Raw genomic sequence first — 11616 nt, forward strand, 5'->3', positions numbered from 1 at the left:
AAACCAATATTAACCATCAACCAAAATAAAATGATTACTACTATTCGTCCTGATTTCGTAAAATGGTTTTCGACTAAAAACCTTGTTTTACATTTATTGGGGATTTTATTATTGCAAAGTTGCAGTTCTGTAAAAAATAAAAATACTTCTTCTTCAAAAAATTTAAGTGCTTACTTAATGGTTTATTTTAAAGATGATGATCATAGTTTGCACATGGCATTAAGTACTGATGCCAAAAGTTTTACTGATATTAACAAAGGTAAGGCAGTAATTGCTGGTGATACCATTGCTGAACAAAAAGGGATTCGGGATCCACACATTTTTAGAGGACCTGACGGGACTTTTTATTTGTCGATGACTGATTTGCATATTTTTGGAAAAGAACAAGGTTTTCGAAATACACAGTGGGAACGTTCAGACGATTATGGCTGGGGAAACAATAGAGGTTTTGTTTTAATGAAATCCAAAGATTTAATTCATTGGTCAACTGCTAAAGTTAGATTAGATCAGGCTTTTCCGGGGTTGAATGAAATAGGTTGTGCCTGGGCTCCCGAAATAACCTATGATGAGAAAGAAAAAAAGTTAATGATTTATTATACCATGCGTTTTAAAAATGGAAAAAATAAATTGTATTACAGCTATGTAAATAATGATTTTAATAAACTGACATCGGCTCCTAAATTGCTTTTCGAATATCCAAAAGACATTTCTTATATCGATGCCGATATTACAAAAGTAGGAAAGCAATACCACATGTTTTATACGCCACATGATGGAACTCCGGGTATAAAACAGGCAATTTCCAGTAAAATTAATACTGATTATGTATTTGATGACACTTGGATTGATCCTGAACCAAAAGCCTGCGAAGCGCCTCATATTTGGAAAATAAATAATGAGGAAAGATGGATTTTAATGTATGACATTTATGGAATCAAGCCGCATAATTTTGGTTTTATGGAAACTACCGATTTTAAAACATTTAAGCCATTGGGTCATTTTAACGAAGGTGTGATGAAAGCAACTAATTTTTCATCACCTAAGCATGCTGCCGTTGTTTCTTTAACAAAAGAAGAAGCGCTTCGTTTAGCAAATCATTGGAATATGAATCTTTCATTCGAAAAATAAAATAACTCATCATGAACAAAAAAATATACCACATAGTACTACTTTTTGTATTAGGATTATCAAATAGTATTGCCCAAAATCAAAAGAAAGAAGCTTATTTATTTGCTTATTTTGAGGGAAAAGGAGCTGCCGAAAAACAGGAACAATTGCGTTTTGCAGTAAGCGATGATGCAGTTAATTGGAAAGCATTAAATAATAATGACCCCGTTATTCCATCAAAAGATATTTCGAACACCGGCGGAATTCGGGATCCGCATATTCTTAGAGGAGCAGATGGAAAAAGTTTTTACATGGTAGCGACTGATATGAATACCAAGAAAAATGGCTGGGATTACAATCCCGGAATTACGTTGCTTAAATCTAATAATTTGATTGATTGGAAATCGGGTGTTATTGATTTAGAAAAATTATATCCTAAGAAATTTAAGGATATAAAATGGGTTTGGGCGCCACAAACTTTTTATGATGCTAAAGTAAAAAAGTATCTGGTTTATTTTACAGTTCGCTTTAAATACAATGAGAAACTTGATTTCTATTGTGCTTACGCCAATAAGGATTTTACAGCTTTTGAAAGTGAACCAAAATTAATGTTTAGCCCAAAAGATGGCGCTATTGACGGAGATATTATTTATAAAGATGGTGTTTATCATTTCTTTTATAAAGGAAATACAAAAGACGAAAACGGAAAAGAAATCAAAAACGGAATCAAGCAGGCTACGAGTAAAAAATTACAAGGTCCCTGGAAAGAAAGTTTTGAATATTTAGATGCTTATGCAAATACAAAAACGGGTGTCGAAGGTTCATCAGTTTTTAAATTGAATAATAGTGACGAATATATTTTAATGTATGATTTGTATTCCAGCGGGCGTTATGAATTTCAGCGTTCTAAAGATTTGTATCATTTTACAGAAAAAACAGAATCGTTTACCAAGAATTTCTTTCCACGACACGGAAGTGTTATTGGAATTACAAAAGAAGAAGCACAGCGTTTAAACGAAAAATGGGGTGGTGTACCACAAAGTTTATTGACTACTAAGGAAGGTTGTTACCGTTTTAAATCAGAAGGAAATCCAATAATCAAACATAAATTCACGGCCGATCCGGCTGCTTTTGTCGAAAAAGATACGCTGTGGTTGTTTACAGGACATGATTTTGAAGGTGGGCAAAAAGGCTATAAACTGAAAGACTGGTTGGTTTTTTCGACTACCGATTTAAAAAATTGGACCGAATATCCAGTGCCGCTTAAAATTGAAGATTTTAAATGGGATAAAACCAATGATGCTTATGCAGGACAAGCTATTAAAAGAAACGGAAAATATTATTGGTACATTAGTACTAATGGTTCTGGAATTGGGGTCGCAGTTGCCGATAAACCTCAAGGACCTTATAAAGATGCTCTGGGAAAACCACTGTTAACAAATGCCGATTGTTTCGCATCAACACATTCCTGGACTTGTATTGACCCAGCTGTTTTTATTGATGATAACGGACAGGCTTGGTTGTTTTGGGGTAATGGTGTTTGCTATTATGCTAAACTAAAAGAAAATATGATTGAAATTGATGGTGCGATTAAGAAAATAGATTTCGAGGGATTTCAATTTACCGAGGCTCTCTGGATTCATAAAAAAGATGGTAAATATTACCTGAGTTATGCAACTGGTTTTCCTGAAAAAATAGCTTATGCGATGGCTGATAATATAGAAGGACCTTATGAATACAAAGGAATTTTAAATGAAATTACTGGAAATTCGAATACAAATCATCAGGCGATTTTAGAATTTAAAGGACAGCCTTATTTTATATATCACAATGGAGCTATGCAAACTAACGGTTCGAGTTACAGTAGATCAGTTTGTATTGATAAATTAGAATATAATCAAGATGGAACGATAAAACGAGTAGTAATGACTACAGAAGGAGTTGTAAAATAAGTTTTGCTTTTCAAATTGAAATAATTTCTTTGTTTAAACCAATGGCTATAATTTAAAATAGTGCTATTTTTGAAGCAATAAATAAAAAGTAAATGAAATTAATTATTAAAGTATTAGTTAGTGCTATTTTAGTATTGCTTATTTCTCATTTTATGAAAGGAGTGCATGTAGCCAGTTTTACTACAGCACTTTTCGTAGCCATTGTTTTAGGATTACTTAACCTTTTTGTTAAGCCTATTTTGGTATTATTTACTTTACCAATTACCTTTTTTACATTGGGATTATTTTTATTAGTAATCAATGGTTTGATCATCATATTGTGTAGCAATATTGTAGGTGGTTTTACAGTCGATAATTTCTTTACAGCATTATTATTTAGTATTATATTGTCAGTTTCACAATCACTTGCTAATTTGTTTTTAAGTAAAAAATAGAGATTAAAAACTATAAAAAAATCATAAATACAAATAGTTTTACTTTGTGCTGATTAAAAAATAGTAATTTTGCTTCATACAAGATTTAAAAATGAATAAAATCTACATCATATTAATACTATTACTGGGCTTCTTTTTGATGCCCGGTAACAGTTATGCATGCGGATCAAAATCAGGAAAATCATCTTGTAAAATGGAAATGTCTTCTAAGACAAAAAAAATGGATTGCTGCAGCAAAAAATCAAAATCTAAAGAATCAAAAGACAAAGGTTGTTCAGGAAAATGTGGACAATCAATGTGCAGTGTTTCTTCAGTAAATATCGGAATTGCTGCCACTATTCATTACGGAATTCCGAATGCTATTTTTAGCTTTTCAGAAAAAAAACAAAATTTTTCTCATTCAATATCCCTTACTTCTGATGGATATTCTTCACTTTGGCTTATACCTAAAATAGGCTAAAATATTTTTGTGATAGCCATTGGTCTATCCATTTCAAAAAGCAAATTTGCTTTACAATCATTACATTTTATCGATTAGTTAAATTAGGAAAACATTCGTTGTTACAACTTTTGTTGCCATTTAATTAATCTTCATTTATTCAAAAAGAACAAAAACATGAAATCATTAAAAAAAATAATGATAGCAGTAGTATTGCTATCAACTATAAGTATTACAGCTCAAATTAAAAATGAAAAAACAGAAACCGTAAAAATATTAGGTAACTGCAGTATGTGCAAAAAGACTATTGAAACAGCAGGAAATATTAAAAATGTTGCTGTTGTAAACTGGGATACAAAAACTAAAATGGCAACATTAAAGTATGATGCTTCTAAAATAAATTCGGATGATATTTTAAAGAAAATCGCTGCTGCAGGATATGAAAACGAAAAATTCACAGCTGATGAAACGCAATATAATAAACTGCATGCTTGCTGCCAATATGATCGAGATGTGGTAAGCCCAACTAAAAAAGCAGTTAAAAAATAATCTGTAACTAATTTATTCACTACGGTTTTATCGAATAAATATTTTTCGAATGAAACTGTAGTGATTGAATTTTAAAATTGAAACAAGATGAAAACAATTAATATAAAAAAACAATTGATAGTATTTGTGATGCTATTTAGTATTATAAATTCCTATTCTCAAATTTCGAAAGCCGAAATTATAGCAACAGGTTTGACTTGTTCGATGTGTTCAAATGCAATCAATAAGCAATTGAAAGCAATGCCTGAAGTAGAAAAAGTAATGATTGATTTGAACAATAATACTTTTGTGGTTAATTTAAAAAATAATAGTTTAGTTACTCCTCAAATGTTAAAGAGTAATATTGAAAAAACAGGATTTTTTGTTGGTTCAATGATTTTAACAATGGATGTAAAAAATGCAGAAGTAAAAGATAACAGCAGTTTTAAAAATGCAAGCGGAACCTATGTTTTTGTAAATCCTGTTGAAAAAACAATTAACGAAACACTGAAATTAAAAGTGTTGAATAGCGGTTTTGTAACTAAAAAAGAATACAAACAATCGGCTAAAATGCTTGCCAAATATGTTGGTTTTGGCACTGAGAATACTTATTTCGTAAAAACAATCTAGATGAGGTATTTTGTAATCATTATTTTGAGTTTGTTTTCGTTCCAAATCTATGCGCAGGAATTATTTGTAATGACCGAACCAGCAAGTAATATGCCTACCGGAGCAATAGGAATAAGGAATATGAGTATGTATTCTTTTGTAAAAGAAGGTAAAAACAATTTTCATAATATGCCCGAATTGATGTGGGGTGTTAATAAAGACTGGATGATTCATGCATCGGCATTCATGAGTGATAAAGAAGGAAATCTCAATCTGGAAGGCGGTAGTTTATATGCTAAATACCGATTTTTTTCAGAAGATGATCTCCATAGTCATTTTAGATTAGCGGCCTTTGGTCGAATAAGTACTAATAATTCGCCTATTTATCAGGAAGATATTGAAACGATGGGAATGAATTCAGGTTACGAACTAGGTGTTGTAGGAACTAAATTGATTAATAAAACCGCCTTGAGTGCTTCGATAAGTTACGAAAGAGCTTTGAATAATCAGGATTTTATTCTACCGGAAGAATTTAGTAATAGTGCCATGAATTATACACTTTCGATAGGACAATTAATGCATCCTAAAAAGTATACTAACTTTAAACAAACTAATATTAATGCAATGCTGGAATTATTAGGTCAACGTTTAAATCAAAATGGGAAATCTTATTTAGATGTTGTACCTTCGATTCAGTTTATTGTAAATAGTCAGGCTCGAATAGATTTAGCTTACAGACATCAAATATATTCAGATATGGAACGTATGAATACCAATAGTATCCTGCTAAAATTAGAGTACACTTTCTTTAATGTAACTAAATAGTTTTAACTCTTTTAAAATTTAAAAAATGAAAAAAATAATTCTTTCGTCAATGTTATTGGCTTTTGTAATGCTAAGCTGTAATCAAAAAAATAAAGAAGATAAAATATCAGAAACTCCGGTTGCTGTTAAAATTGATGCCGGAGATACCAAAGTTGAAATTGCTGAGGTGAATGCTGATGTGAAAGCCTCAGTTTCTACAGATGCAATTATTGATGCTTATTTAAAAATAAAAAATGCCTTAGCAAACGATAAAGGAAAAGAAGCTACAGCAGCAGCTAATGATTTTGCTAAAGCGGTTGCAGAAACTAAAACCGATAAAATTTCAAAAGAATTATTGACAAAATATTCAAATATAACAGATGATGCTAAAGCACAAGCAGCATTAATTGTTTCGAATTATGGTAAAATCGATCAACAGAGAATGTATTTTGCAGTTTTAAGTAAAGACATTACTAATTTGATTGCCACTTTTGGAACCAATAAAAAACTGTTTCAGGATTATTGCCCAATGTACAATGAAGGAAAAAGCGGTTATTGGATAAGCGAAATGAAAGCAATCAGAAATCCATATTATGGTTCTGAAATGCTTGAATGTGGCGGAATGATTAAAGAGATTAAATAATTGTTTTTGATTTATTTATTCGAAAAGAAGAGCTTATTAAAAATCCTAACTTTGTATTTAAGTTAGGATTTTTTGTTTCAACAGTTCTAAAAACAGTTTCTTAAATGAAAATATACATTAAAAATATGGTTTGTGGCCGTTGTGAAATGGCAGTAAAAAACATTTTTGACGAAATGAAAATTGCCATACAATCAATACAATTAGGCGAAGTCGAAATTGCAACTGCTTTAGACGAAAAGCAAAGACAACTTCTCTCTGAGCAATTAAAAGCTTTGGGTTTTGAACTATTAGATGATAAAGTGAGTAAAACTGTTGAGCGAATAAAAAACTTAATCATTGAATTAGTTCATTATCAAAACGAAAAATTGAAAATGAATTTATCCGCTTACATTGCCGATGATTTAAAACAAGATTATAGCGCCTTGAGTAATTTATTTTCGGAAACTGAAGGTATTACCATCGAACATTATTGTATTGCCCAAAAAATAGAAAGAGTCAAAGAATTATTGATTTATAATGAACTTAGTTTAAGCCAAATTGCGTTTCAGCTGAATTATAGCAGTGTGGCTCATTTGAGCAATCAGTTTAAAAAAACAACTGGAATTACGCCCACACAGTTCAAACAATTGAAAGGCAAAAAAAGGAAACAGCTAGACGGTTTATAAATCATACAAAACCTTTCCATAATTGTGTAATGCTGTGATTTGATTCTATTCGGAAATTTGTAATAATCATTATAATAGTTCTGAAAAATGAAATATACTTATACAATTAACGGCATGCATTGCAATTCTTGTAAATCAAAAGTTGAAAATGCACTCAATACTATCGAAGGAGTAGATGTTGAGGTGAGTTTGAATCCGCCACAGGCGGTAATTTCGATGCAAAAACCAATTCAACTTGCCCATTTTCAGGAAGTTCTTTCGGCGGCAGGAAATTATACTATAAAGGTTTTTAATCCCAATGATTTAAAGTTAAAAGTGACTAAAACAGTCGCTCCGGCTCCGCCAGCAAACGCGGTGGGAAAATACTATTGCCCAATGTTTTGCGAAGGTGATAAAGTGTATGATGAACCAGGAAGTTGCCCGGTTTGCGGAATGGATTTGGTAACAATAGAAGCTACTGATGAGGATGAGAATAAAAGCTATTTAGAGTTATGGCATAAAATGAAAATAGCGACTCTTTTTACAATTCCTATTTTTATTATTGCCATGGCAGATATGATTCCAGGGAATCCGCTTATGCATATTTTGGACATGAAAAGCTGGAATTGGATTCAGTTTGTCTTATCGCTTCCTGTTGTTTTTTATGCCAGTTGGATGTTTTTTGAGCGTGCCTGGAAATCTATTTTGAGTTGGAATCTGAATATGTTTACTCTTATTGGGATTGGTGCGGGAATGGCGTTTCTTTTTAGCATTTTTGGGTTGCTTTTTCCTCAGTTTTTCCCTGAAGAATTTAAAACTTCGATGGGAACAGTGCATTTGTATTTTGAAGCGACCACTGTTATTTTGACTTTGGTTTTACTCGGACAATTATTAGAAGCCAGAGCGCATAGTCGTACCAGTGGTGCGATTAAAGAATTACTCAAATTAGCGCCCAGTGAAGCGCATTTAATAATCGATGGAAAAGAACAGCTAATTGCAATTCAGGACATACAAAAAGGCAATTTGCTGCGTGTTAAGCCGGGAGAGAAAATTCCGGTTGATGGAAAAATAATTGATGGCGAATGTACTATTGATGAATCGATGATTTCTGGTGAGCCGATTCCTGTAGATAAAAAAAGTGGAGATTGGGTTATTGCAGGAACTATAAATGGGACTAAATCGTTTGTGATGGAAGCAGAGAAAATAGGTTCGGAAACTTTGCTTTCGCAAATTGTTGCAATGGTTAAAGAAGCCAGTCGTTCTAAAGCTCCTATTCAGAAACTAGCCGATAAAGTTGCTAAATATTTTGTGCCAATAGTGGTAGTTACTGCTGTGCTTACTTTTTTTGTTTGGGTACAATTTGGTCCGGAACAAAACGCTTTAATGTATGGTTTTATTAATGCTGTAGCAGTTTTAATTATTGCCTGTCCTTGTGCTTTGGGATTGGCAACACCTATGTCGGTTATGGTAGGTGTGGGCAAAGGAGCGCAATCAGGAGTGTTGATTAAAAATGCTGAAGCTTTAGAAAGTATGAATAAGGTTGATGTATTGATTACTGATAAAACCGGAACTATTACTGAAGGAAAACCATCGGTAGAAAAAGTATTTTCGATTCAGGATAATGAAAATGATTTGTTACAAATGATTGCAGCGGTCAATCAGCATAGCGAACATCCATTGGCGCAAGCCGTAGTAAATTTTGCGATAGCGAAAGAAATAGAGCTCTTAGAAGCAAATAATTTTGAATCGATTACAGGAAAAGGAGTTTTAGGAACGGTAGCCAATAAAAGAATAGCATTAGGAAATGTAAAATTAATGGAAGACTTACAAGTCACAATTCCGCCAGAGATTGAACGCCAGATTGTAGCCGAGCAAAAACTAGGTAAAACAGTATCTTATATTGCAATTGAAAACCAATTTTTAGGTTTTATTACTATTGCAGATGCTATAAAAGCGAGCAGTAAAGATGCGGTAAAAGAGTTGCTGAATCAGGGAGTTGATGTGATTATGCTTACTGGTGATAACGAGAATACAGCCCAAGCGGTTGCTAATGAATTACAACTAAGTTCTTTTGTAGCCAATTGTTTGCCCGAGGATAAACTAAAAGTGATTCAGAAATTACAAGCCGAGGGTAAGATTGTAGTGATGGCTGGAGACGGAATTAACGACGCACCGGCTTTGGCTCAGGCCAATGTAGGAATTGCTATGGGAACCGGAACTGACGTTGCCATAGAAAGCGCTAAGATTACTTTGGTCAAAGGTGATTTGCAGGGAATTGTAAAAGCAAAAGAATTAAGTCAGGCTGTTATGAGAAACATTCGTCAGAATTTATTTTTTGCCTTTTTCTATAATGTACTCGGAATTCCAATAGCAGCCGGAGTTTTATATCCGTTTTTCGGGATTTTGCTTTCGCCAATGATTGCCGCTTTGGCAATGAGTTTGAGTTCAGTTTCGGTAATTTCGAATGCCTTGCGATTGCGAAATTTGAAGTTATAATGATTTGTTTTTGTTATTTTTGATGAAAAATAAATTAAGATGTTGCAGCTTTCAGAAATTTGGATTTATCCTGTAAAATCATTGGGTGGAATAAGTTTGAACGAATCAAAAGTCACTGATAGAGGTTTAGAACACGACCGAAGATGGTTACTGGTGGATGAAAACAATTGTTTTATTACCCAAAGAGAACATCCAAAACTGGCGCTTTTTCAAACTAAGATTACAGCTGATTTTCTCGAAATTTCTCATAAAGCAGTGCAGGAATCGGTTAAGGTTTCGTTAAATCCAGATTTTTCGGGAAACCAAAAAAGTATTGAAGTAACGGTTTGGGAAGATATTGTTGTTGCTTTTGAAGTAAGTCCCGAAATATCGCAATGGTTTAGTGCTATTTTAGGTTTCGCCGTTCGTTTGGTTTATATGCCTGATGAAAGTTTACGAAAAGTTGAACCGGATTATGCTGTGACGCCAAATGATGTGACTTCGTTTTCGGATGGATTTCCGTTTTTAATTATTGGACAATCTTCTTTAGATGATTTGAATTCCCGAATGAGTCAGGCAGTTTCTATACGTCGCTTCCGGCCTAATTTTGTTTTTACCGGAGGTGAAGCTTATGAAGAAGAAATTTGGAAAGAATTTACCATAGGAAATCTTCCTTTTTATGGTGTAAAACCTTCCGGGCGATGTATAATCATCACGATTGATCCCGAAACGGGTATTGTTTCAGGAAAAGATCCTTTGTTTACGCTTTCGAAATATAAAAAAGTGCGTAAAAAAGTAATTTTTGGACAAAATGTTATTGCGAAACAGTTGGGAAATATTGGAGTTGGGGATGTAATAACAGTTCAAAAAAGGATTTAATTTGTTTTTATTTTGTCATAAATTTTGTGAATTCGGAAGGTTTTACTGGATTGGTGTTTTTAGTTTGGGTTGATAATCTTTTAAATGTTTTTTTATCCAATTTCTTGTGGTCTGACAGCTAGGAACTTCTCGAATACCCCATCCATGAATTTCTGAATGTTCATTTCGTCGTAGATTTGGATGTACAGAATCGTAAAACATTTTTGCGCCACGTGAATAATCTTTTTCAGGACAAGATTTAAGAAGCGCACTGAATGATCCGGAAATAAAATCAGCCAATTGAATTCCCACAGAATGATGAGAATTTTCAATATTTAAGCTATCTTTTATAAAACTGTATTTATTAATAAAATCGCCATTCTCATATAAGTTATTATATACTTCTCTAAATAATTCGTTTTTAGTAGTACTAACAGGATCAAAAAATAATACACCTAGATTGTTTTCATGTTTAGAAAGTTCCATTTCTATCCGTTGCATGTGTTCTTGTAAATGAAAGTATAGAATATTTTTTTCACTGTAAGATTGGGTATTAGTGTTCTTTGTGTAGGTTACAATTATCTTTTTTTCTTTTAATTCGTTTATTACAGAAAGAGATTCCTCAATGAAATTAATTATATGATGATAATCTATGTTTTCTAAATGTTTGAAACCAGTTTTTTCTGGGATTTCTTGTCCTTTTTTTTGATAGTTACGTAAAGACCATAAATTAGCCCACTTGATTTCTCCTAGAGGCATTTTATGCTTTTTTCTTAGTTCACGAAATCTTTGATTTAGAAATTTCCACTCATTTGAATTTATTATTAAAGTTGTTCTAATGTAAAAAGGGTGAGATGATAATTGATTTTTAGCCATATTAGGCTGATAATCTCCACATTCATCACTAAAGCAAAAGTAAGTGTAAGCCATTTTTAATCTTTTTATATCATCAAATTCATAAAATAACACTAGTTTATACATTAGTTAAAGAATGTCTATTTATCCAGATATATGTATGAATTATTTTTTTATTTGTAATTCAAATATATTCATTTTTTCTTACAAAATTTTCCAGCTGATTTAAAATCTGATAATTAATATTAATTTTTACTTTCAATATATT

The 11616-nt window shown here is 32.4% G+C and carries 12 protein-coding genes; 11 read left to right on the forward strand and 1 reads right to left on the reverse strand.

All coding sequences use genetic code 11. The features are described 5' to 3' along the window. Positions 1-30: 30 nt before the first annotated feature. From FEM21_RS01845 to FEM21_RS01895, 11 genes are all read left to right on the forward strand, one after another. A complete protein-coding gene (locus FEM21_RS01845; protein WP_051627441.1) occupies positions 31-1128 on the forward strand; it encodes a glycoside hydrolase family 43 protein in 1098 nt (365 codons plus the stop codon). 11 nt (positions 1129-1139) lie between these two features. After that, on the forward strand, positions 1140-3059 hold the full coding sequence (locus tag FEM21_RS01850; RefSeq protein ID WP_035657025.1) for a family 43 glycosylhydrolase: 1920 nt from the start codon (positions 1140-1142) through the stop codon (positions 3057-3059). 92 nt (positions 3060-3151) lie between these two features. Then, positions 3152-3493, forward strand: coding sequence for a phage holin family protein (locus tag FEM21_RS01855; RefSeq protein WP_035657026.1), 342 nt, complete (start codon positions 3152-3154; stop codon positions 3491-3493). 91 nt (positions 3494-3584) lie between these two features. Then, positions 3585-3953: a hypothetical protein gene (locus FEM21_RS01860; protein ID WP_035657027.1), complete on the forward strand. Its 369-nt coding sequence runs from the start codon at positions 3585-3587 to the stop codon at positions 3951-3953. Between the two features lie 156 nt (positions 3954-4109). Further along, positions 4110-4481 (forward strand): heavy-metal-associated domain-containing protein, encoded by a 372-nt coding sequence (locus tag FEM21_RS01865; RefSeq protein WP_035657029.1) that lies wholly within the window; start codon positions 4110-4112, stop codon positions 4479-4481. Positions 4482-4568: 87 nt separating this feature from the next. Continuing rightward, positions 4569-5090, forward strand: coding sequence for a heavy-metal-associated domain-containing protein (locus tag FEM21_RS01870; RefSeq protein WP_035657031.1), 522 nt, complete (start codon positions 4569-4571; stop codon positions 5088-5090). Then, the gene (locus FEM21_RS01875) at positions 5091-5894 is read left to right on the forward strand and encodes a hypothetical protein (protein WP_035657033.1); all 804 of its coding nucleotides are present in this window, start codon (positions 5091-5093) and stop codon (positions 5892-5894) included. A 25-nt stretch (positions 5895-5919) separates the two neighbouring features. Next, entirely contained in the window at positions 5920-6516 is a 597-nt protein-coding gene (locus tag FEM21_RS01880) for a DUF3347 domain-containing protein (RefSeq protein WP_035657034.1), read from the forward strand. Between the two features lie 104 nt (positions 6517-6620). After that, the gene (locus tag FEM21_RS01885) at positions 6621-7181 is read left to right on the forward strand and encodes a helix-turn-helix domain-containing protein (protein WP_035657036.1); all 561 of its coding nucleotides are present in this window, start codon (positions 6621-6623) and stop codon (positions 7179-7181) included. Between the two features lie 87 nt (positions 7182-7268). Next, positions 7269-9656: a heavy metal translocating P-type ATPase gene (locus FEM21_RS01890; protein WP_035657037.1), complete on the forward strand. Its 2388-nt coding sequence runs from the start codon at positions 7269-7271 to the stop codon at positions 9654-9656. A gap of 39 nt (positions 9657-9695) precedes the next feature. Next, a complete protein-coding gene (locus FEM21_RS01895; protein WP_035657038.1) occupies positions 9696-10514 on the forward strand; it encodes an MOSC domain-containing protein in 819 nt (272 codons plus the stop codon). A 42-nt stretch (positions 10515-10556) separates the two neighbouring features. On the opposite strand, the gene FEM21_RS01900 is transcribed toward FEM21_RS01895, so the two are convergent. Then, complete coding sequence (locus FEM21_RS01900; RefSeq protein ID WP_160171303.1) at positions 10557-11423, reverse strand: DUF3800 domain-containing protein; 867 nt, start codon at positions 11421-11423, stop codon at positions 10557-10559. Positions 11424-11616: the final 193 nt, after the last annotated feature.

Origin of the sequence: Flavobacterium seoulense (genome assembly GCF_000695795.1) — a bacterium.
GTDB classification, from domain to species: domain Bacteria; phylum Bacteroidota; class Bacteroidia; order Flavobacteriales; family Flavobacteriaceae; genus Flavobacterium; species Flavobacterium seoulense.

Coding starts and splice junctions, on each gene's coding strand:
- FEM21_RS01845 (WP_051627441.1), top strand. CDS start 31: ATGATTACTACTATTCGTCCTGATTTCGTAAAATGGTTTTCGACTAAA.
- FEM21_RS01850 (WP_035657025.1), top strand. CDS start 1,140: ATGAACAAAAAAATATACCACATAGTACTACTTTTTGTATTAGGATTA.
- FEM21_RS01855 (WP_035657026.1), top strand. CDS start 3,152: ATGAAATTAATTATTAAAGTATTAGTTAGTGCTATTTTAGTATTGCTT.
- FEM21_RS01860 (WP_035657027.1), top strand. CDS start 3,585: ATGAATAAAATCTACATCATATTAATACTATTACTGGGCTTCTTTTTG.
- FEM21_RS01865 (WP_035657029.1), top strand. CDS start 4,110: ATGAAATCATTAAAAAAAATAATGATAGCAGTAGTATTGCTATCAACT.
- FEM21_RS01870 (WP_035657031.1), top strand. CDS start 4,569: ATGAAAACAATTAATATAAAAAAACAATTGATAGTATTTGTGATGCTA.
- FEM21_RS01875 (WP_035657033.1), top strand. CDS start 5,091: ATGAGGTATTTTGTAATCATTATTTTGAGTTTGTTTTCGTTCCAAATC.
- FEM21_RS01880 (WP_035657034.1), top strand. CDS start 5,920: ATGAAAAAAATAATTCTTTCGTCAATGTTATTGGCTTTTGTAATGCTA.
- FEM21_RS01885 (WP_035657036.1), top strand. CDS start 6,621: ATGAAAATATACATTAAAAATATGGTTTGTGGCCGTTGTGAAATGGCA.
- FEM21_RS01890 (WP_035657037.1), top strand. CDS start 7,269: ATGAAATATACTTATACAATTAACGGCATGCATTGCAATTCTTGTAAA.
- FEM21_RS01895 (WP_035657038.1), top strand. CDS start 9,696: ATGTTGCAGCTTTCAGAAATTTGGATTTATCCTGTAAAATCATTGGGT.
- FEM21_RS01900 (WP_160171303.1), bottom strand. CDS start 11,423: ATGGCTTACACTTACTTTTGCTTTAGTGATGAATGTGGAGATTATCAG.